This window comes from Novosphingobium sp. SL115 (genome assembly GCF_026672515.1).
Taxonomy (GTDB): domain Bacteria; phylum Pseudomonadota; class Alphaproteobacteria; order Sphingomonadales; family Sphingomonadaceae; genus Novosphingobium.
Genome location: NZ_JAPPRG010000002.1, coordinates 498977 through 520733, shown reverse-complemented (window position 1 = coordinate 520733; position 21757 = coordinate 498977). Strand labels below are relative to the sequence as shown.

Below are 21757 nucleotides of genomic sequence, written 5' to 3'. Positions count from 1 at the left end.
CCCCGTCCTTCCCGGCTGGCGCCGGGTGGTTCGTAACGTGCGAGCACGGGGCAGCACGCCTCCCGTATTTCCTACGAGAGGTCTTGTATTCCGGGAGCCGCCCGACAAAGGCGGACCCGTGCTCAGCACACATTGTGCACCGCCAAGGCTTACGAGACCCGAGCAGTGCCCCCCTCATAGTAGGGGCCTTCTTTAAAGTCTATCAGGCCGTGGTCTTCTGAATTGCAGTGACGTTGTCTGAGACGCCGGACAGCGAAGGCGCGGCAAAGCGGCCCCATGCTTCCATGAGTGTGCGGCGCATGTCGCGCAGATCGCTGCGCAGATAGGCTTGTTCCGTTGCCGTGCCAACGCGATGCGCCAGCGCCATTTCGGCCACCATTGCGGGTATGGTTGGCATCTTTTCCGCGGCCCAATCGCGGAATGCGGATCGGAATCCATGCACGGTTTCAGACCGGCCAGCCGTTCGCATGGCCTTGGTCAGCGACATGTCGGACAGCGGCCCACCGCGTGCGCCAGCAAAGATCGGCCCTTCGCGCATGTCCTTCGGCGCGTAGGTTTCAAGCAGTACAATGGCGGCATCAGACAGCGTGACCACGTGTGCCTCATTCATCTTCATCACTGACGCGGGTCGCGCCCAAGTGCGAGCTTCAAGGTCGATCTGCTCCCATGTTGCCTGCCGGACCTCACCTGAGCGTGCTGCTGTGAGGATAGCGAAGAGTACGGCAATGCGGCTGGCGCTCGCGCTCTTGCCAAGTTCGCCTGCGACGAATGCTGGCACCTCGGCAAAAGGCATCGCCGCGAAGTTGCCTCCGCGCGCCTGTTTAGAAAGGCCCGTGCGCAGTTCGCGGGCATCGGGCAGTGCATCGGCGCGCCAGCCGCGTGCCTTGGCGAAGGCAAGTACTTGCCCGATGCGGCTGCGCACTTTGCGGGCCATGACGGGCTTGTCGGTCCAGATCGGGGCAAGCGCGGTGATGACTTCGGCGCTGCCAATCGCGTTGACCTTCAAAGCCCCGAGCTTGGGATTGGCATGTTCCTCCAGCGAGGCTTTGAAGGCCTGAGCTGTGCGGTCGCTCCAGCCGGACTTGAGCGCCCTGTGTGCTTCTGTCACCGCTTCGGCAAAGGTGGGCACCTTCACCCGCTGCCTGTCCCGCTCAACCTTCGGATCGCTTCCTGCCTTGGCAAGCTTGCGCAGCGCTGCAGCCTTTTCCCGCGCCTTGGCCAGCGTAAGGCTCTTGCATAGCATCAGAGGAATTTCGGAGTGTCGGTCATCGTGCTTCCCGAAGGCATCTGCCCCAAGGCCATCAATGTCGGCGGCACCTAGCCCAATGTCTCGACGCTTGCCGTCCACCTGCACCCGAAGCATCCATGACTTCGCGCCGCCGGGGGAAACTAGCAGGAACAGGCCATCGCCATCCTGATAGGCGCGCTTCACAGGCTGCCCGGACGATCCAAATCCGGGCTTGGCATTACGGACCTTGGCAACGGTAAGCTTCCCCACACTAATCACCCCACATTTGCCCCCACACTTTATTGCGGTTTTTGGCGAACGTCAACGGCAGGGTGCGGAATGAAAATCTGCATAAACACCGTAAATGCTGGGGTTTATCGGAGATCGACGGAATACAGCGGAAGATAGTTATAATCCTCGCGGGGCATCCAATTTCCTGAAAATCTGGCTCTATATCATCAGCTTAGCTGGTGGGGCGGAGCTTTGCCCTTATCCGCTGGTGCACACCTTTGGTGCACGCTGGGCGGTCCCCTATGACTCGGCCTCTCCACCTCGAACGGCGGGGCGCGGTCTATTATGTGCGGATCAGGATACCGTCAGAATACGCTCAAGCCCTTGAAATAACAGACTTTAAGAGATCACTTGCCACGAAGGACTACATGACCGCCAAAAGAAGATGTAGTGAGGCGGTCAGGTGGTTTCAAGAAACGGTCGAACGAATGGCTAGGGCGGGGATGCTGGATAGGGACACGCTTGAAGAGGCAGCCAACGCCTATTTCGCACAACTGGTTCGGGAGGTTGACCAGCCACGCGATCTTCCCGCCGACGACTACGACAACGCACTCGCCGTACAGATCGAGCAGAGCGAAAACGAGATCGAACGCTACGACGGCCATCTGAGGGCGCATAGCTACACGGACGGCGACCGGAACGCCGCCAGAGCAATGCTCAAGCCCATGGGCGTGGATTTCGATGAACTTGGCCCCGACGGCCAGCTTGCGGCTTTGAGCCACGTCGTTCGGGCCAAGCGCCAACAGATGCGCTATCTCCTCCACGGTCTGCAAACCCCAGCCAGCCAGTTCATCGCCGATGACGAACTGTTTGGGTCGCGATCACTGGCACCAGCGGTACAGGCTGCGTTGCCCGCATCTGACCCGAAGCCGGGGCTTCTACGTCCCGAGGTCACGCTGGGATCAAGCATCGACAAGTTCATGGCCTACCAGACGAAGAAGGGCTGGAAAGGCTCCATGCGTGACGAGACCATGCGGCTGTTTGGCTGGCTCAAGGAAGAGATTGATCCGGACACGCCTGTGGAAAGCATAACCCTTGCGCAGGCGCAAGCGTTCCGGGACTGCCTCATGGACTTGGGGAAGGGAGCGCAAGGCAGAAAACTGCCCCTTCGCCAAAAGCTAGCCTTTCCGGGACAAGAGCGCCTGAAGTTCGCCACACGGCAACGGTACTGGCGTTTCACCAAGCTCCTGTTCAAGTGGATCGAGGACGAGGAACGTGTTCCTGACCCAATCGGCAGCCTACGTTTCGAAGGCGGACGTGACGAAGTGCAGGAGTCACCCGAACCTTTCACTACCGACGAACTGAAGCGGTTTCTGCGGTCCCCGTTGTTCACTGGCTACAAGTCCCCGCACCGCACAAAGCAAGTCGGGGACTGCCATATTCGGGGTGGCCATTGGTGGTCGGCAATCATCATGATGTTCACGGGAATGAGGGCTGGCGACGTAGTGCAGTTGCTGCCGACCGATTTCGTGTTCGATGCCAGCGTGCCGCATCTGATCATCCAGCCCGGTCTTTTGCCTGAAGGGAAGCGCAAAAGCAGCAAGTTCGGCCAGAAGAAGCATATCGTCCCTCTGCATCCCAGCCTGCTCACTTTGGGCCTGCGCCAGTTTGTCGCAGGAAGGACGAAGCAAAACCCTAAGCGGCGATTGCTCTATGAGATCGCCCTCGGCGGTAACAGGCAAAGCGCCGGAATGACTAAATACTGGTCGGCGTTCTTGCATGAGTTCAAGCTCTACAAGTCTCGGCGTGCGACGCACGTACATAGGCACACGGTAATCGCGCTGCTCAGGGCCGCGCACGTGGCCGGGGAGGATATTGCCGCAATCGTTGGACACTACGGCAGTTACCGCGAGACCATGACGGAGCGGTACGGCGGACCTCAGGGGTTGGAGCGCAAGCTGGCCACGCTGGCAAAGCTGGATCACGGGTTTGATGTGGTCGGGGCGCTTGGCGGGCCGTACGATCCCAAGGTGCATCGTTACTGACGATCCGGGCAGGGGCGGTAACTAGACCGCAGCCGGTCGCTGGCTCACGCAATGCCTCCTTGCGCTCCGAAGTCCTCTGACGTATATAGGACGTGCTCAATCGTCATACGAATTGACCGAGGTACACGTCCGTACCGGTTGAGAGTTTCCATCAAGCTATTCGCTGCGATCCTGCGGGATCGGGAGGCTCTCGTAATGTATCGGTTTGTCAGTTTTTATTCGAGTTGCGTTCCCCTTGCCGGTTCTGGCCGGTGCAAGGATTGCAGCACTTCAGAGTACATCGCGGTACTGACCGGGGAGGCAAAGTAATGCCTCGTCACGTCCCCGGCTATGTTTCCGAAAGCAAGCTCGCCCTGATGCTCGGCATCACGATTTGGGGCCTCCGGGCTTGGCGGCGGCGGGGCTACGGACCCAAAGCCCGGAAGATCGGGCGGGAGATTTTCTACGCCGAGACCGAAGTCGCGGCCTTCCTCGATCCGGCTGCCGACGCCTGATCCGATGACTTCCGCCCACCTCCGCTTCAAGCCCCCGTTCGATCTCAACGACGTGCGCATTGCCGCCCGCAAGCTCTTGGGGGTGAAGCTGTTGCTGCCCGCTGTCGAAATCGAACTGCGGCTGGCCGTCGCCGGTTATCATGACCGGCTCCGGTCGCTGGCTTCGGCGGGGATGGCTGGGGGGCGTAAGCAGCACATGGCGCTGCGGCGGGTGGAAACCTCTCCGGCGGCAAGGCTGATTGCCTTCGTTCTGGCGAACGGCAAGGGCAAGCGCATCACCCCCATGACGTGGGCGGCGATCAAGGCTGAAGCCGTGGGGGTCAACCTTCGCAAGCCCTCGGGCGAGGTGGTCTTGGCCACCGAACGGCTGAAGCGTTCCGGGGGGACGCGGTGGACATGTTCGTTCGGCCCTCGTGCGCGTGCCGCGCAACGCATGGTCGAGCATATCATCTACGTGGTGGCTGGCCCCAGCCGCTACGAGCACGCCCGGAGGGGGCGTGGACGGGAAACAGCGGTCCGTGAAACGCTGCATAGCATAGACATGAAAGGAGTGAGGTGGATCGGGCTTCTGGACGTGAAGGACTTCTTCCCGTCCGTTACCCGAGAGATGGTCAAGGAGGTGCTTAGTTTCCTCCCCCAGTCGATCATAGACGCAACCATTTTCATCCACGACGACACAGAGATAAAGCTTAAGGGTCTCTATGGAGACAAGGACACAACAAGTTCAGCTCTCGCGATCCGAAAGGGTCTCTCACAGGGTTCGCTGGCTTCCATCCTCGTTGCGGGCAAGGTGCTGGAACGGCACCTCGACAAGATCGATGCTCGCCATGCCGTCAGTTTTGTGGACAACGTGCTGATCGGCGGCAAGACGCAGGAAGAAGTTCAAGCGAAAAGAACTGCCCTGGCCACCTCATTGGAGGGGCACCCCTCAGGATCGCTTCGTCTGACCGGCGAAATCTACAAGCTGGGCGATCACGCTATGGACTACCTCGGGTATCGGTTTCGCCGCGAGTGGTTGAACCCGGAAAGGCGCATCGGACGTGCCACGCATTCGGAACGGTCACGCCGCGCCTTCTACACCCGGCTTGCAGCGAAACTGCTGCTCGCCAACCGGCGTTGTCGGGAAGCGACAATCGACAAGGAGTGTGCCCGCTGGGTCCGGTCTTTCCCTCAGTGGCGGACGCGCTACGTAAACGAGGCCACCGCCGCCATCGCTGCCGAAGTCGATTTGGTGCCGATGCTCGACAGCGCACACGCGGCAATATGTGGGGCCAAGATGAAATGGTCGAGCTTCGCTGATCTAGCCGACTGCGTATCCGGGTTAGCTGTTCGGATTGGCAATGCCATGCCACGTCTGCACACCAAGGGTGGGGCACCGTCCTTCGAGCGCACCTTGCCCGATGCGACGCCGTGGGAGCGCTTCGAAGCCCTTCTTCGGCAAGGCGCGAAAAACATCGTCATTCCAGCCGGTTAAACTTTACAGCAAGAGTCCCCAGAGGCACGGTGTACAGATAATACCACCCTATTTCGGAAACACCGGATTGTTTATCGGCTACATTCGCGTTTCAACCGACCGACAAGCAGCATCCGGACTTGGCCTTGAGGCCCAGCGCGCCGCTATCGAGCAATATGCCGCCAAGCAGGGCCGGGAGATCATCGAAATCTACGTCGAGGCCGAAAGCGGCAAACTCAAGGACCGGCCCCAGTTAAACGCCGCCCTCGCCCACTGCCGCAGGGCCAAGGCGACCTTGTTGATCGCAAAGCTCGACCGACTGGCCCGTAACGTGGCGTTTGTCTCGGCCTTGATGGAAACCGGCACCGACTTCGTCGCTGTCGATGCCCCGTTCGCCAACAAGCTGATGATCCACTTGCTGTCGGCGTTCGCCGAGTTCGAGCGCGAACAGATTTCCGAACGGACCAAGGCGGCATTGGCTGCGGCCAAGGCCCGAGGCGTCAAGCTCGGCACCTACGGCGTGGTCCTCGGGGCAAGGAAGCGAAAAGAGGCTGACCGCTATGCCGAAAGTGTCCGCCCGGCATTCATCGCTGCACAAAATGCCGGTTGCGTCAGCCTGCGCGAATATGCTGCACAATTGTCTGCCGCAGGCACCCCCACCCCGAACGGCGGCAAGTGGCACGCCAGCACTGTCAGCCTGCTCATGAAGCGGCTAAAACTCTGAACGACTATGGGTGGGCGGCATCTGGCCCCGTTGAAGCCGTTCGTCTGGGCGGTTTACGGCTGAGCGCCACGTCAACGAGTTGCCGGAGCCATTCCAGATCGCCTTGATCGAGAGCGGCAACCGAATTGACCAGCGCTGCCAGCGGGCCATCTCGGCCAGCAGCGAAATCACCGGCCCCGAATAGTTCGCGAACCTCAACGTTCAACGCCGCAGCCATTTCGCCCAATGTCTCGAAGCTTGGCGCTGCTGCACCTCGTTCAATTCGACCGACAAGCTGAACGGATTTATCGATGCGTTCGGCTAGCTGCGCCTGTGTCATCCCAGCACGCTCTCTGTGGTGCCGGACCATACTTCCTACTTGAACTCGAAGATCGGCCACCATCCACGTCCGCACTGAAATGTCACTTCAGCGCAAAAACTACCTTCTGGCTTATGCGGTCACGAGGTATTGAGGTTGCACTTAACTGCAAAATAGAAACTGAAAGTGCAGCAAAATGGAAAAGTTTCGGACTTCTGCGCTACTCGCCGGGAAAGGTGCGGTGATCGCTTCGGTCATCGCGGGGTTCCTCCTGCTAATTGCCTTCTCGTCAGTATTGGCCGGGTTGGACAAGCATGACCCCTCCTTGCCAATGATCCTGCCGCTGTTCGGGCTACCGGCCTTGGCACTACTTCCCCCTGTGGCATCGTTCACGCAGCGCAAATGGGGCCAGCCCACTTCAACGGGCGGTCATATCGGTATCGTGGCGATTTGCGGGGGCGTAGGGCTGGCGCTAACCGTCGTTGGCGTCTTGGCCATTGACAGCGCCTTTCCTGAACTGGCGGCAAAGCGGGTACAGGAACAGCAATTGAGAGCGGCGACGGAACGAACAGCACCCCCCACGACCACGGGTGCGAGAAAAACACATCTCGACCGGGCTGCCATGCTCGATGAAGCCCGATCCGCACTGCAAGGCAACCAGCCCGAACGCGCCCTCACAATCGTCTATGATAATGCCCCGGCAGAAATTCTGCGCACCGACCCCGAGGTCAAAACACTGGTGGCGCAGATCGAAACCCGGATCAAAGCCAACGATATCTCAACCCATGACAGCAACTTCGCGGAGAAGGTCCGATCATACTGGTTGCCGCAGATATCGGGCATTGCCACGACCGCTCCGGCATCAGCCCCGGACATATGGAATGCTGTGGCCAAGCTGGAAGACGCCACCCGCGCACTTGAGGACAGCAATGCCACGCCGCTCGATCAGGCTGGCAAGGATGCCCAGCGCGATCTTCGCCTCGCCATCGCCGCCAAGCAACGCGCCTTCTTCCCGATCTTGCGCGGCGCTTATGCCAAGATCGTGGGGCAGGCGATGTGGGAGCGCGATATCGATATCCGGGTTAGCGGGGCAGGGAACCGCAGCATCACATGGACCGGCGGGCTATTCGCTGCCCGGGCCAACATCGCCCGCGCTCAGGGTGAGGCCCAAACCCATCTGCTCCGGCTGCGCTTCATGCATTCCACCTACGAATGGGTCCGAGGGATAGGGGAGCGTTACACCTACACCATGGACGCACCTGCCGATGACGCGGTGGGCTATTGGGATCAAGGTGCGTTCAAACCAGTGAGGTAATCCAAGCAAGGTATCTTGCCCGAAAACGGCAGAAACCCGCCGTTCTGGGCTGTCCTGCGACTCGCCCCAAAGTTAGGCTCCAATGGGATAACTCACTGGAGTCATTATGCTTTATACGATTGGATATTCGACCCGCACCCTGCCCGAGTTCCTCCGGGAACTGGAACGGCGGCAGATCACCCAGCTATGGGACGTGCGGTCATCGCCGTGGTCTCGGAACCAGCCGTTCAATGCCAACCAGATTGAACGCTGGGCCGAGCGGGCAGGCATCCTGTACCGGCAGGAGGGCAAGGTTCTGGGTGGGCGCACGGCAATCCCGCTCGACCACCCCGACTACCTCGCGGCGCTGGACCGGATACTGGACGCCGCTTGCCGTGAGCCGGTAGCGCTGATGTGCAGCGAGGGCAGGCCCGAGGACTGCCACCGAACCACCGACATTGCCGCCAGCCTGCTCGCCCGGCTCGGTATTATTGCCCGGAGCATCTGCCGGGACGGGTCCGACGAGGACGTGACCGACACGCTCCAGCGGGTTCCGGCAGGGCGGATTGATGCGGTGATCCGGGACTTGCTGGAACGCCAGCCCAGCCTGTTCTGAGGGCAAAATCCGGACGAAATCCGAGAACTTTTAGTCGAAAAAATTCAAGTGCTTAAGTGCCTGAACCGACTCGCCAAATCGGGGGGCCAGGTTACAAACTTTGTCGGAAAACGCCCCCGCCATAATGCCGCCCAAGGGTGGCTACAGCGCGAACACCGCTCACCCCTTCCCATCCTACACGAGAGAGCTAATGAACGCCCTCTGGCCGTCTATTTCGATTGCGGTCAGTCGTTTGTCTGCCATACACCGGGGTGATGGCAACGCCGGAACAAAAAGCTCGTGAACTGATCGACGCGCAACTTTGCGCGGCAGGTTGGGTTGTTCAGGATCGCGAAGATATGAGTGTGGGTGCTGGCCTTGGCGTTGCAGTACGTGAATATCCGTTGGCGACCGGCCCTTGCGATTACCTCCTGTTTGTTGACCGCAAAGCGTGCGGGGTGATCGAGGCCAAGCCCGAAGGCGTCACCCTGTCCGGCGTGGCGGAGCAGGCCAGCCGCTATCAGCACCAGTTGCCCGCGCACCTTTCGGCCTGGGGCGATCCTCTACGCTTCGATTACGAGGCCAGCGCTTCGGAAATCCTGTTCAGCGACCGGGCGGATGCCGCCCAGCGTTCCCGCTACCTGTTCGGCTTCCACCGGCCCGAGACGCTGCACGAGTGGTTGAAGTCCGGCTCCTCCCTCCGCGCTCGGCTCACCACCCTCCCGCCACTGATCGCGGAAGGTCTGCGCGATTGTCAGGTCGAGGCGATCACAGCGCTGGAAGCCTCGCTGGCCGAAGGCAAGCCGCGTGCGCTGGTGCAGATGACCATGGGTGCGGGCAAAACCTTCACCGCCGCCACGCAAGCCTATCGCCTGCTGGCCCATGGCGGGGCGAAGCGCATCCTGTTCCTTGTGGATCGCAACAACCTCGGGCGGCAGACGCTCAAGGAGTTTCAGGCATACCGCCCGCCCGGCACGGGCCGCCTGTTCACCGAGCTTTACAACGTCCAGCGGCTCGGCCCCGCCGGGCTTGATCCGAACGCATCGGTGGTGATCTCCACGATCCAGCGGGTCTATGCCCAGCTTGCCGAAGAGGAACTGTCCGAGGAGGACGAAGAAGCCAGCGGCTACGAGGCGGACGCCGCGCCGGCCAAGCAGGTGGTGTACAACGCCGCCCTGCCACCCGAGACGTTCGATTTCGTCATCGTCGATGAGTGCCACCGCTCGATCTACGGCAACTGGCGGCAGGTGCTGGAGTATTTCGACGCCTTCACCATCGGGCTGACGGCGACGCCTTCGGTCCACACGCTCGGCTACTTCCAGAAGAACCTCGTTGCCGAATACCCCTACGAACGCTCCGTGATCGACGGGGTAAACGTGCCGTTCGAGGTGTTCCGTATCCGCACTGAGATCGGCGAACGTGGCGGCAAGATCGACGCCGGATACACCGTCGCCCGGCGCGACCGGCACACCCGCCGCCAGCGCTACGAGGAACTGTCCGAGGACGTGGTCTATAGCGCCACCGACCTTGACCGCTCGGTGATCGCGCCGAACCAGATCAGGCTGATCCTCCAGACCTTCCGCGACACACTGCCGACCGAACTGTTCCCCGGTCGCACCGAGGTGCCGAAGACGCTGATCTTCGCCAAGGACGATCACCACGCCGAGGAAATCGTCCACATCGCCCGCGAAGTGTTCGGCAAGGGCAACGATTTTGCCAAGAAGATCACCTATGCGGCGGACGACCCTGAAAAGCTGATCGCGGAGTTCCGTAACAGCTACAACCCGCGCATCGCCGTCACCGTGGACATGATCGCCACCGGCACGGACATAAAGCCGCTGGAGGTGCTGATCTTCCTGCGCGACGTGCGCTCCTCGCTCTACTTCGAGCAGATGAAGGGACGCGGCGTCCGCTCGCTGGGCTTCGCCGATCTCAAGACGGTGACGCCCGATGCCCGCGACAAGAAGGAACGCTTCGTCCTGATCGACGCTGTCGGCGTGACCGAGACGGTCAAGCAGGTGGCGAAGCCGCTGGAGCGCAAGCGCGATATCGGGTTCGAGAAGCTGCTGGAACACGTCGCCAGTGGGCGGGCCGATGCAGACCTAGTCTCCACGCTTGCCGGGCGGCTGGCCTCGCTGGCGAAGAAGCTCGCCCCGGAGGACCATGCCGAGATCGAAGCGGCATCGGGTGGGCAGACGCTGCACGACATGGCCTCGCGCCTGCTGGACTCCATCGACAACGACAAGGTCGAGGCGGAGACCCCGCCGCCCGCCACCGACGAGGCGATGGAGCAGACCGGCCAGCGGATGCGGGAAGAGGCGCTGCGCGTGCTGGCCGATGGCCCGAAGCTGCGCCGCCTGCTGGTGGACCTCAAGAAGCAGTCCGAACTCTACATCGACGAGTTTACCCGTGACGCGGTGATCGCTACCGGCTTCGACGAGAAGGCGGCGCGGGAGACGGTGGCGAAGTTTTCCGACTTCCTTGACCAGCACCAGGACGAACTCACCGCGCTGACGATCCTCTATGGCAAGCCCGCCCGGCTGGCGCGGCTGACCTATGAAAGCATCGAGGAACTGCGCCACGCGCTGGCCAAGCCGCCGTGGCTGCTGGAGCCGGTGTCGATCTGGGCGGCCTACAAGCGCCTTTCCGAAGGCAAGATCACGGCGGACCCGGCGCGGGTGCTGACGGATATCGTCGCGCTGGTCCGCTATGCCCTTGGTCAGCGCGATACGCTCCAACCGTTGTCGGCGGATATGGCAGGGCGCTTCAATCTGTGGCTGGGGCGCGAGAAGACAGCGGGGCGCGATTACGGGCCGGAACAGCTTGGCTGGCTGGAGGCAATCCGCGATCACCTTGCCGCCAACATTGACCTGAGCCTGCGCGACCTTCAGGAGCAGCCCGGCTTTGTCGAGCGCGGTGGGGTGATCGCCGCCCGCCGGGCCTTCGGCGACCGGCTGAACACGATCATCGAGGAATTGCCTGAAGCGCTGGTGGCGTGATGCCGCCGGGTGTTTCGGGATGGAATGGGGTTTGAGGCGTTGGCACGGGGGCGGAAAGCAGCGACGGTTAATGCCGAACCGGTAGAGGGGCCATGGGACTTGCCCGATGGCTGGCGCTGGGAACGGCTGGGCGATCTGGTTGAGAAGTCCAGCGCCAAGCACCAACCCGACAAGGAGAGCCGCCTCCCATTCGTGGGGCTGGAGCACATTCCGCCGCACGAAATGCGGATCGAGGGTGTCGGTAGCTTCGCGGATATGCGCAGCGCAGGCTCGGCCTTCTTGCCAGGTGACGTGCTTTACGGTCGGCTGCGGCCATACCTGAACAAGGTTTGGGTTGCTGATCGGGCAGGCGCGTGTTCGGGCGAACTGATCGTTCTAAGGCCGAAGTCAGGAATGAATGCCCGGTACGTCGCGCTCAACCTGCACAGCCAGCGGTATGTTTACTATGCATCGCACATCGTAACCGGCGACCGTCCCCGCATCGATTTCGACCTCGTGGGCGCATTTCCAGTGCCCGTCCCGGACGAAGGCACGCAGCGGCAGGTCGTCGCCCGCATCGACGCCCTATTCGCCGAGATCGGCGAGGGCGAAGCGGCGCTGGCCGAGGCGCGGGCCGGGGTGGAGACCTATCGCAAGGCCCTGCTCAAGGCAGCAGTCACCGGCGAACTCACCGCCGACTGGCGCGCCGAACAGGCCGCTTCTGGCCAGCCGCAGGAAACCGGCGAACAACTCCTCGCCCGCATCCTCGCCAACCGCCGCGCCCGCTGGCACGCCGACCCGAAGAACGCCCGCAAGACATACACCGAACCCGCCGGGCCTGATACGGATGGCCTGCCGGAATTGCCGGAGGGCTGGGCGTGGGCCAGCTTGCAACAGCTTGGCGATTTTGGCCGAGGGAAATCGAAGCATAGGCCACGCAACGATCCCAAGCTGTATGGCGGCCCCTATCCTTTTATCCAAACAGGCATTGTGGCTGAGAGTGACGGCGACATAGCGCGCTTCGAGCAGACCTACACCGAGATGGGGAAGGCTCAGAGTAAGCTCTGGCCTGCGGGAACGCTGTGCATCACCATCGCCGCGAACATCGCCAAGACGGGCGTCCTGACGTTCGACGCCTGTTTTCCAGATAGTATTGTCGGCTTGACCTGTGCCGATGGCGTGAACCCACGCTACGTCGAACTTTTCATTCGAACGGTGCGGGAAGAACTGGACCGCTGGGCACCGGCAACCGCCCAAAAGAACATCAATCTGGAGACCCTGTACGAAGTGGCGGTGCCCCTTCCCTCGACCACGGAACAGGCTCGCATCGTCACGGTGGCGCGGGAAGAAACCGGCCTCGAAACCACTCTCGAAGATGCTGGACTGGAAGCCTTGGCCTCCACCCTCCGCCAATCCATCCTCGCCGCCGCCTTCCGGGGAGAGCTTTCCGCATGACCGACGAAACCACCGGGGCAGACACGCCTTCCATCCCAACCGAAACCGCACCCCGACCCAAGCGCCGCTGGCCTTGGTTGCTGGGCGGATTGCTCGTGGCGCTAGCCGCTTGGAACGCCGTGGTATTCTTGCCCGTGCGTAGCGCCCTTGCGGATGAAAGCGATGCATCAATAATCGCCTATCGGCGCTGGCTGGTCAGCCCGTCGCAGGTTGTTCTTGATGTGCGTTCGGTGAAAGGTACGCAGTCCATGGCGGGCATGGACCGTATGCTATTCAAGGCGGCGGAAGCCTTGCAGGACCGGTCCTTTGACAGCGTCGTCCTCGCCTATCGCGGCGATACCCGGTTGCTGATGGATGGTCCCTATTTTCAGGAAATTGGCGCGACCCGCCAGACTCAGAACCCGGTCTATACGATGCGCACCATGCAGGAGCATCTGAGCAATCCGGACGGGACGCCCGCCTTCCAGCAATGGAGCGGCGGCTGGCTGGGCGTGCTGGGCAAGCAACTGGAAGACCACAACGAGTTTCACAAGCGCTGGTGGGTCAGCGGCGCTATCGGGGATATCTGATGAACGAACAGACCCTCGTCTCGAAAGTCTGGAACTATGCTCATGTCCTGCGGGATGAAGGCATTGGCTATGGCGATTATGTCGGCCAGATCAGTTTCCTGCTGTTCCTCAAGATGGACGAGGAACGCACCGAGTACCTCGGCGAGCCGTCGCTGATCCCGGCGGAATACCAGTGGGCCACGATCAAGGGAAAGACCGGCGAGGCACTGGACAAGCATTACAAGCTGGCGCTGTCGGAACTCGCCAAGCGAACCGATTTCGTCGGCACGCTGTTCCTCAAAGCCGAAAGCAAGATCAACGATCCGGCCAAGCTGCAACGCCTTGTCACCCTGATCGACGGCGAGACGTGGATGGGCGTCAATGTCGATGTGAAGGGCGCGATCTACGAAGGGCTGCTTGAACGCAACGCGGGCGAGGTGAAGAGCGGCGCAGGCCAGTATTTCACCCCGCGTGCCGTGATCCACGCCATGGTCGAGGTGGTCGATCCCGCGCCCACCGAAAGCGTGTGCGATCCGGCCTGCGGCACCGGGGGCTTCCTGCTCGCCGCCTATGAGCACATGAAGGACAAGCCCGCCGCCAAGGACCGGGCCACCTCGCGCCACCTGCGCGAAGAGATGTTCCGGGGCTACGATATTGTGCCGGAGGTCGTGCGCCTGTGCGCTATGAACCTCTACCTGCACGGTATCGGCGGCGACAAGTCACCCGTGATCCCTGCCGACGCGCTGGCCAACGACAGCGGTGAACGCTTCGACGTGGTCCTGGCCAACCCGCCATTCGGCAAGAAGCAGTCATACCGCATCGTCAATCAGGAAGGCGATATCGAAAGCGAGCGGCAGGACTATGTCCGCGAGGACTTCACCGTAACCACCTCGAACAAGCAGTTGAACTTCCTCCAGCACATCATGACGATCCTCAAGCCCGGCGGGACCGCCGCCGTGGTGCTGCCGGACAACGTGCTGTTCGAGGGCGGGGCGGGCGAAGCGATCCGGCGGCGGCTGCTCAAGGATTTCAACTTCCACACCCTGCTGCGCCTGCCGACCGGCATTTTCTACAAGCAGGGGGTGAAGGCCAACGTCCTGTTCTTCGAGAAGGTAGCGGCAGGCGAGCGCATCGCCACCGAGGAAATGTGGGTCTATGACCTGCGCACCAACCAGCGCTTCACCCTGCGCGAACGCCCATTGAAGCGGGCCGACCTTGACGATTTCGTCACCGCCTACCGCCCCAACCACCTGCGCCACACGCGGGAGGAAAGCGAACGGTTCAAGCGCTTCAGCTATGAGGAACTGGCAACGCGGGACAAGCTGAACCTCGATATCTTCTGGCTGAAGGACGATGGTCACATCGACCCCGACAGCCTGCCTCCGCCGGATGAAGTGGCGGCGGAGATCGTCGAGAACCTTGAGGCGGCGCTGGAGCGTTTCCGCAAGGTTGCGGCGGAATTGGCTGGGTGAGCAATTTGCCTTGAGGGCATTATTTCTTGGCGAGCTTGGGTAGGTTCAAATCAGCCACTTTGTCGATCACATCAAAGATTTCTGTGGCCAAGTGATCGAGAAGCCTTACGTCCTCGTCGGTGAAATGGCGGACCTCGGCATGGCCGGGATTGCCCTGCACGGGATCATGCACGACGCGCACACTCTTGCGGTAGGCATTTCCCGCATCAATGACTGCTTTGACTTGGGCAGTCGCGAAAACAGCCTCACCACCGATATGCTTCTTTTCAAGTGCCTCTCGAAAGGCGATTGCGGCGCTCCGCTTTGCGCTTTGACCGTACTCGCCAAAATGCTCAACCCACGTGACCGAAAGACCACCCTTGTCCTCGTCACGTAGTTCCATCGCTTGAGGCGTGAGGCCCAGAAACGCATCGGTATCTGGGTCACGGTGCTGCCTTCCTTTTGGCACGAACCGCATAACATGATCATCGTTTGGAAGGGCTTTTCTAGCCACCATCGAACCAGCGCACACATTCAAATGGGCTAAGAACTTGTGAAAGCCGTCCGATGGAGGTGTCGCCCGCAAAGCGTTCACGTTCACCGTCAACAGTTTGGGAAACGAGATAGCGGACCTTATCGCGAGGAAAGAACTCGATAGTCAGTTTGTCCGCGCCGTCCTGCCATATCGCGACAATTCGGCCATCTTGCGCCAATGCTAACGCAGGTTTCCCGCCTATGCTGCCACTTACATAGGCACGAACAAAAGCCTTGTATGAGTCCAGCGCGACCGGGCGGTCCCCTTCGAACCATTCATCCTCATCGTGGAGGCGGTCAAGTTGGCGAAAGAACCTTAGTCTCGCCTTAGGATCAAGCCGCATAGCGACTTGCGAAGTCCAGCGCTTCGCTTCGGCGGTCGCATCAAAGAGGTGTTCGCTGATCGATTTACCCTTGGCAACCTGTCGAACGACAGTGCTGGGCTGATCGGATACCACCACTGCGCGATCATGCAGGATGTAAGGAAGGGGGCTCGGCACCGCTTCCAACAAATCCAAGGAGAAGGGAGCAGCAGCGGCTGTTTGCGGCAAAAAGTCAATCATGGGGTAGTTCATTGGAAACTTGCCCTCGCCTTGTCCGTCACGCACGCCTCGAATATCTCATTCTTTAAAGCGCGCATCTCCTCAAGCTTGTTTGACAAATTGTCACGATCCTTTGGGAGGTCGCCAATGACATATACATCAACGTCAAGCAGCACTGCCATCGTCTTCGGTAATTCCGAGGGCATTATGCCAGACATGACGGTCGCAGAAATGCCGCGATCCCTGAAATGCTTTTCAATCTTCCATTGATAACCATCGTGCGGATCAAGCAATGTAGGCAGTTGAAGGTTAACCGACACATAATCTTCGTAACGGCAAATGCCGTCATCATCGACTGGAACGTCAACGCGGTTCCGGTACCTGACGCCGAGGCGCTCCAAACTTGGAATGCCAATCTTCTTTGGCATCTTTTTCAGGTCGCGGAAGATACGATCCTCGAAGCACGCCCATCCCTCATACGGCGGTAATCGAGACCAATGGAGTTTTGACTCTTCGACACGGCAGAAATCGTTTTGATCATCGTTGCTCAAAATATGGACGGCCTTTGCAGGACCGGTTTGAGCTTCAATATTGCCCTCCTCGATCTTCACCTGCACATCGACTTCGCTTGTCTCTTGATGCCTGTCGTAGAAGGGCTTGAACGCTTTGACGACACGTTCCTGTTCGCGCTTATCCAGTGGAGCCTTCAAGCGAAGTTCCACAATGGCGTCGATAATCGGCGGAGCCGGATAGGGCTGTGATATCGACATGGGTTCTCATTTCAACGCATGGGCCAGTGCTTACGACTAGCCCTATGTATGATCAAACCTCAATCCGTCCATAGCGTCGTTCTGCCCTTCGTCCCCAATCTTCGTGATAGCTAGCCCAACGCAGGCGGGCTGGCCCGGGAAAATGGGCGCGATGGTTCCCCTACCATCAATTCTCTGTGCACCACGTGGCGCACAAACATGTGGCACACGAGGCATCCAAGTTCTAAAGTATGTCCATATAAAACAAAACTCTATGGACAGCCTTGAACCTGACCTTCCTCTCCTCGCGGGGCATCCAGTCTCCTTCTTTCCCGAAAATTTCATCTCTCATGCGAAGTGTGTCTGGTGGTTGCGGCCTCTTGCGCTTTTGCACAGGCGAGCCGATTTATGCGGGCATGACAGAAGAAGAAAAGCAGCACGAGCTGACCAAGCGCAAGTTTTACAAGGCTGAGCAGGAAGCAGGCTTTGTCGAAAGCCACGCCAAGACTACCGCCCAGCAGCAAGATCCGGCCTATCGACTGGCCTTCCGCGACACTGATTTCCTCCTGCGTGAGGAACTGCGTCCGGTGCGGTTCCAGTTGGAACTGCTGAAGACCGAGATGCTGCTGGATGAAGCGGGTATCGGGTCGACGCTGGTGATCTATGGTTCGGCGCGCATCCCTGCGCCCGACATGGCCGAAGCGGCGCTGGCCACAGCTACCACGCCCGAGCGAAAGGCCGTGGTCGACAGTCTTGTTGCCAAGGCAAAGTATTATGAAGAAGCGCGGTTGCTGGCGTTCAAGGCCAGTCAGTGCGGGATTGTCGAAGATGGTAAGCGCCAGTTCGTGATCTGTTCAGGCGGCGGCCCGTCGATCATGGAAGCGGCCAATCGCGGGGCGCAGGACGCCGGTGCCGAATCAATTGGCCTGAACATTGTCCTGCCGCACGAACAGGCACCGAACGGATATGTCACGCCACACCTCTCGTTCCAGTTCCACTACTTCGCGTTGCGCAAGATGCATTTCCTGCTGCGCGCGCGCGCCGTGGCGGTGTTCCCCGGCGGGTTTGGCACGTTCGATGAATTTTTCGAACTGCTGACCCTTATCCAGACCGGGAAGATGAAGCCGATCCCGATTCTGCTGTTCGGCAAGGATTACTGGAATCGTGTGATAAATTTCCGCGCGCTGGCCGAAGAAGGGGTCATCAACTTCGAGGATCTGGACCTGTTCACGCCAGTTGAGACGGGGGAAGAGGCCTGGGCGCATATCGTGAAGTTTTACGATCTGGATTGCTGACAGGGCGGATCAGCGCATTGCCTGATGGCCCAGCGGGCCGTGCCCTGCGCCAAAGCCGGGCGCGGCCAGCAGGGCGGCGCGCACAAATTCGCGGGCATCCTCAACCGCCTCTTCCAGCGAAGCGCCGCTGGCCAGTAACGTGGCAATCGCGCTCGACATGGTGCAGCCAGTGCCATGGGTGTGGCGGGTGACAATACGCGGGGCGGTCCATACACGCTCAGGCTGGCCTGGAATGACCAGTCGGTCGATCACTTCTGGCCCGTCGGCATCGCCACCTTTGGCGATATAAGCTACGCCGCGCGCCTGCATGGCGGCATCACCGCCCAGCGCTGTCAGCTCAGGCACGTTGGGCGTGGTCAGCGTGGCCAGCGCCATCAGCCGTTCGAACCCGGCAATCGTGGCAGCATCAGCCAATGCCGCTCCACTGGTGGAAATCATCACCGGATCGAACACGATGGGCACTGACAGCCGTTCCAGCCGGTCGGCCACCACAGCGGCGATTTCGGGCGAACCGAGCATGCCGATCTTCACCGCATCGACGCCAAGGTCGTTCACACAGGCATCGATCTGGGCCGCCACCATTGCCGGATCGACCGGAAGCACGGCATGTACGCCGGTGGTATCCTGCGCGGTCAGCGCGCAGATGGCGGTCATGGCATAGCCACCCAGCAGGGTGATGGTCTTGATATCGGCTTGAATGCCAGCGCCGCCGCCGGAATCGGACCCGGCGATGGACAGGATGCGGGGTGGGGAGATCATTCCTGACGGTTACGTTGCGGGGCGTGCTTCGGCAAGCTCACCCCTTGAACTTGCGCTCAGTCGAGGGCGGATGCTTGGTGTGCAGCGCTTTGGCCCGCGTCGGGCGGTCCATCAGCTCGCCGCTGCAATTGGGGCAGCGTTCGTCCAGTTCATCGGCGCATTCAGCGCAAAAAGTGCATTCGAACGAACAGATGAACGCACCGGGCGCTTGCGCCGGAAGGTCGGTGCCGCAGCGTTCGCAATCGGGGCGCATTTCCAGCATCAGGTGGCCTTTCTGACGGCGTTGCAGATTTGGTCGACCACGGCTTCCACTTCGGCCGCATCGTCGCCTTCGGCCATGACGCGGATCAGCGGTTCGGTGCCTGACGGGCGAATCACCAGACGCCCGCGCCCGGCCAGCCGCGCTTCGGCATCGGCAATCACGGCTTTCACAGCCTCGTCCTCCAGCGGTTTGCCGCCGCTGAAGCGGACGTTTTTCAGCAATTGGGGCACCGGGTCGAACTGGTGCAGCAGCTCGCTGGCGGGTTTGCCCGAGGATACCATCGCGGCGAGCACTTGAAGCGCGGCGACGGTTCCATCGCCCGTGGTACCATGGTCGGCCAGAATCATGTGGCCCGACTGTTCGCCACCGACGTTGAAGCCGCCTTCGCGCATGCGCTCCAGCACATAGCGGTCGCCCACCGAAGTCCGCTCAAGCGTCAGACCGTGTGCGTTAAGGTGCCGTTCGAGGCCCAGATTCGACATCACTGTCGCCACCACACCGCCGCCGCGCAGTTCGCCGCGCGCGGCAAGCTGGCAGCCGATCAACGCCATGATCTGATCGCCATCCACGGTCTGGCTCTTTTCATCCACCACGATCAGCCGGTCGGCATCGCCATCCAGCGCAATGCCGATATCGGCACGGGTTTCACGCACTTTGGCCTTGATCGCATCAAGGTGGGTGGAGCCGACATTGAGGTTGATGTTCTTGCCGTTGGGTTCCACGCCCATGGCGATCACTTCAGCGCCTAGTTCCCACAGGGCTGACGGCGTGACGTGATAGGCTGCACCGTTGGCGCAATCGAGCACGATGCGCAGGCCATCCAGCCGCACGTTGTCGGGCAGGCTGCCTTTGACCGCGTGAATATAGCGGCCGCGGGCGTCTTCGATGCGGCGGGCGCGGCCAACTTGCGTGGCATCGGCCAGTGGCAGTTCCTGTTCCAGCATGGCTTCAATGGCCAGTTCTGCATCATCAGACAGTTTGAAACCGTCCGGGCCGAACAGCTTGATGCCATTGTCTTCATAAGGGTTATGGCTGGCCGAGATCATCACGCCAAGGTCGGCGCGCATTGACCGGGTAAGCATGGCGACGGCGGGCGTGGGCATCGGCCCCAACAGCACTACGTCCATACCGACCGAGGTGAACCCCGCCGTCATCGCGCTTTCCATCATATAGCCGGAAAGGCGGGTGTCCTTGCCAATGACTACGCGATGGCGATGGTCGCCGCGCTGGAAGTAAGTGCCAGCGGCCTGCCCCACCTTCATCGCGGTGGCGGCGGTCATCACTCCGGCGTTGGTCCGGCCCCGGATACCGTCGGTGCCGAAGAACTTGCGTGCCATGTTGCGGCCATTCCCTTGCTTGTCGCGCGGGGCCTGCCTCGCGCATCGATTGCTATGCGGCTTCACTTAGCTAATGTCATCTCAAGATGACCTTACCAAGATCCGAAAAATCATCCGAAAGGAACGTGGGCGAAGACGGCGGAGCCATGGCGCTGCCGCCGATTGCGCAGGTTCCGGCAACGTGGACCTTCCTTGGCCTTGTGGGCGGGTTGGTCGGCGGACTGCTGATCGCCTTTGCCGCGCCACAAGCTCTGCCGCTGGTGGAAACATGGGTGCAGCCGGTGGGCGAAATGTGGCTGCGCGCGCTTCAGGCAACCATCGTGCCGCTGGTGGCCGCGTTGTTGTTTACCGGGGTCACGCAAACGCTGGCCACGGCCAGCGCGGGCGCGGTGGCGCGGCGCAGCCTTGGCCTGTTTCTGCTGGTTCTGGCGTTCAGTGCCGGGATGGCGCTGCTGGTTACGCCCGCGCTGATCGCACTATTGCCGATTCCGGCGGATGCGGGTGAGGCATTGCGGCAGACCCTTTCGGGCAAGGATGCAGGACCGGTGCCGGGTGTGGCGGAATTCCTGCGGTCCATCGTGCCAACAAACGTGATAGATGCCGCCGCCAATGACCGGATGCTGCCGCTGATCCTGTTCGTGTCGGTTTTCGCGCTGGCGGTGTCACGGCTGAAGGGGCCGCAGCGTGACGTGATGACCACTTTCTTTGCCGCGCTGGCATCGGCCATGTTAGTGGTAATTGGCTGGGTGCTGGCGCTGGCGCCGTTTGGGGTTTTCGCTTTGAGCCTTGCCGTGGCGGCGCAAAGCGGCACAGCGGTGATCGGGGCGCTAGCGCATTATATCCTGATTGTGGTCTTGACCGGAACCGTGGTGTTTCTGGCGGGATATGTCGTGGCGGTGGCGCTAGCGCGCAAGCCGCTGGGCGCTTTTGCCCGCGCCATGTTGCCGGTGCAGACCTTTGCCCTGTCCACACAATCGTCGCTGGCGTCGCTGCCGGTCATGCTGGGGGCGTGTCGCGATCTTCGCGTGCATGAATCGACCTCGGAATTCGTGATGCCGTTGGCCGTTGCCTTGTTCCGCGCCACCAGCCCGGCCATGAATCTGGCGGTCGCGATCTATGTCGCGCATCTTTATGGCATTGCCGTGCCGCCGCTGATGATGGTGGCGGGCGGACTGGTTGCCATCCTCGTCTCGCTCAGTTCGGTCAGCCTGCCTGGGTCGATCAGCTTCGTGGCTTCGGTCGGTCCCATCGCCATTGCTATGGGCGTTCCGGTGGAACCGCTGGCGCTGCTGGTGGCGGTGGAAATGCTGCCCGATCTCATGCGCACGCTGGGCAATGTCACAATGGACGTGGCGGTGACGGCGGCGGTCGATGCCCGCCTCAAGCCGGACTGACTTGCGCTTAACGCATAAGCGCTTCGAAAAAATTCACTAGGAAATCAGCACTCCGGCCTTATCCGGGCGGCAACCGATGTGCCTGTCGCGC

The 21757-nt window shown here is 61.0% G+C and carries 20 protein-coding genes; 12 read left to right on the top strand and 8 right to left on the bottom strand.

Annotated features, from left to right (window positions below):
* Positions 1–202: 202 nt before the first annotated feature.
* Positions 203–1498: a tyrosine-type recombinase/integrase gene (locus OVA07_RS04065; protein WP_268170191.1), complete on the bottom strand. Its 1296-nt coding sequence runs from the start codon at positions 1496–1498 to the stop codon at positions 203–205.
* Positions 1499–1761: 263 nt separating this feature from the next.
* On the opposite strand from OVA07_RS04065, the gene OVA07_RS04060 reads away from it, so the two are divergent.
* From OVA07_RS04060 to OVA07_RS04045, 4 genes are all read left to right on the top strand, one after another.
* Positions 1762–3504: a DUF6538 domain-containing protein gene (locus tag OVA07_RS04060; RefSeq protein WP_326493100.1), complete on the top strand. Its 1743-nt coding sequence runs from the start codon at positions 1762–1764 to the stop codon at positions 3502–3504.
* 308 nt (positions 3505–3812) lie between these two features.
* Positions 3813–3998 (top strand): helix-turn-helix transcriptional regulator, encoded by a 186-nt coding sequence (locus OVA07_RS04055; RefSeq protein ID WP_268170189.1) that lies wholly within the window; start codon positions 3813–3815, stop codon positions 3996–3998.
* A 4-nt stretch (positions 3999–4002) separates the two neighbouring features.
* Positions 4003–5472 (top strand): reverse transcriptase domain-containing protein, encoded by a 1470-nt coding sequence (locus OVA07_RS04050; protein ID WP_268170188.1) that lies wholly within the window; start codon positions 4003–4005, stop codon positions 5470–5472.
* Positions 5399–6175: a recombinase family protein gene (locus tag OVA07_RS04045; protein ID WP_268170187.1), complete on the top strand. Its 777-nt coding sequence runs from the start codon at positions 5399–5401 to the stop codon at positions 6173–6175. The genes OVA07_RS04050 and OVA07_RS04045 overlap by 74 nt, the downstream gene beginning before the upstream one ends.
* A 4-nt stretch (positions 6176–6179) precedes the next feature.
* Here OVA07_RS04045 and OVA07_RS04040 read toward each other — a convergent pair whose 3' ends face one another.
* Positions 6180–6524 (bottom strand): helix-turn-helix transcriptional regulator, encoded by a 345-nt coding sequence (locus OVA07_RS04040; RefSeq protein ID WP_268170186.1) that lies wholly within the window; start codon positions 6522–6524, stop codon positions 6180–6182.
* Positions 6525–6669: 145 nt separating this feature from the next.
* On the opposite strand from OVA07_RS04040, the gene OVA07_RS04035 reads away from it, so the two are divergent.
* The 6 genes from OVA07_RS04035 (at position 6670) to OVA07_RS04010 (ending at position 14815) form a co-directional block, all read left to right on the top strand.
* Positions 6670–7788: a hypothetical protein gene (locus OVA07_RS04035; protein WP_268170185.1), complete on the top strand. Its 1119-nt coding sequence runs from the start codon at positions 6670–6672 to the stop codon at positions 7786–7788.
* Between the two features lie 106 nt (positions 7789–7894).
* Positions 7895–8383: a DUF488 domain-containing protein gene (locus OVA07_RS04030; protein WP_268170184.1), complete on the top strand. Its 489-nt coding sequence runs from the start codon at positions 7895–7897 to the stop codon at positions 8381–8383.
* Positions 8384–8721: 338 nt separating this feature from the next.
* The gene (locus OVA07_RS04025) at positions 8722–11361 is read left to right on the top strand and encodes a type I restriction endonuclease subunit R (RefSeq protein ID WP_268170183.1); all 2640 of its coding nucleotides are present in this window, start codon (positions 8722–8724) and stop codon (positions 11359–11361) included.
* A 99-nt stretch (positions 11362–11460) separates the two neighbouring features.
* On the top strand, positions 11461–12795 hold the full coding sequence (locus tag OVA07_RS04020) for a restriction endonuclease subunit S (protein ID WP_268170182.1): 1335 nt from the start codon (positions 11461–11463) through the stop codon (positions 12793–12795).
* The gene (locus OVA07_RS04015; protein ID WP_268170181.1) at positions 12792–13364 is read left to right on the top strand and encodes a hypothetical protein; all 573 of its coding nucleotides are present in this window, start codon (positions 12792–12794) and stop codon (positions 13362–13364) included. The genes OVA07_RS04020 and OVA07_RS04015 overlap by 4 nt, the downstream gene beginning before the upstream one ends.
* Positions 13364–14815: a class I SAM-dependent DNA methyltransferase gene (locus tag OVA07_RS04010; protein WP_268170180.1), complete on the top strand. Its 1452-nt coding sequence runs from the start codon at positions 13364–13366 to the stop codon at positions 14813–14815. Before OVA07_RS04015 ends, OVA07_RS04010 begins: the two co-directional genes overlap by 1 nt.
* A 19-nt stretch (positions 14816–14834) precedes the next feature.
* Here the strand turns inward: OVA07_RS04010 and OVA07_RS04005 are convergent, their stop codons facing one another.
* The 3 genes from OVA07_RS04005 to OVA07_RS03995 are packed head-to-tail and all read right to left on the bottom strand — an operon-like array spanning position 14835 to position 16640.
* Entirely contained in the window at positions 14835–15272 is a 438-nt protein-coding gene (locus OVA07_RS04005) for a hypothetical protein (protein ID WP_268170179.1), read from the bottom strand.
* Positions 15273–15300: 28 nt separating this feature from the next.
* A complete protein-coding gene (locus tag OVA07_RS04000) occupies positions 15301–15903 on the bottom strand; it encodes a hypothetical protein (RefSeq protein WP_268170178.1) in 603 nt (200 codons plus the stop codon).
* On the bottom strand, positions 15900–16640 hold the full coding sequence (locus OVA07_RS03995; protein ID WP_268170177.1) for a TIGR04255 family protein: 741 nt from the start codon (positions 16638–16640) through the stop codon (positions 15900–15902). The genes OVA07_RS04000 and OVA07_RS03995 overlap by 4 nt, the downstream gene beginning before the upstream one ends.
* Before the next feature lie 395 nt (positions 16641–17035).
* On the opposite strand from OVA07_RS03995, the gene OVA07_RS03990 reads away from it, so the two are divergent.
* Positions 17036–17914, top strand: coding sequence for an LOG family protein (locus OVA07_RS03990; RefSeq protein WP_268170176.1), 879 nt, complete (start codon positions 17036–17038; stop codon positions 17912–17914).
* Positions 17915–17923: 9 nt separating this feature from the next.
* On the opposite strand, the gene thiD is transcribed toward OVA07_RS03990, so the two are convergent.
* The 3 genes from thiD to glmM are packed head-to-tail and all read right to left on the bottom strand — an operon-like array spanning position 17924 to position 20272.
* Positions 17924–18673, bottom strand: a complete 750-nt coding sequence (gene thiD, locus OVA07_RS03985; protein WP_268170175.1) for a bifunctional hydroxymethylpyrimidine kinase/phosphomethylpyrimidine kinase — start codon at positions 18671–18673, stop codon at positions 17924–17926.
* 37 nt (positions 18674–18710) lie between these two features.
* Positions 18711–18935: a DUF1272 domain-containing protein gene (locus OVA07_RS03980; RefSeq protein WP_268170174.1), complete on the bottom strand. Its 225-nt coding sequence runs from the start codon at positions 18933–18935 to the stop codon at positions 18711–18713.
* Entirely contained in the window at positions 18935–20272 is a 1338-nt protein-coding gene (gene glmM / locus OVA07_RS03975; RefSeq protein WP_268170173.1) for a phosphoglucosamine mutase, read from the bottom strand. The genes OVA07_RS03980 and glmM overlap by 1 nt, the downstream gene beginning before the upstream one ends.
* 125 nt (positions 20273–20397) lie before the next feature.
* Between glmM and OVA07_RS03970 the strand changes: the two genes are divergently transcribed.
* Positions 20398–21666: a dicarboxylate/amino acid:cation symporter gene (locus OVA07_RS03970; protein ID WP_268170172.1), complete on the top strand. Its 1269-nt coding sequence runs from the start codon at positions 20398–20400 to the stop codon at positions 21664–21666.
* The last annotated feature ends 91 nt before the right edge of the window (positions 21667–21757 follow it).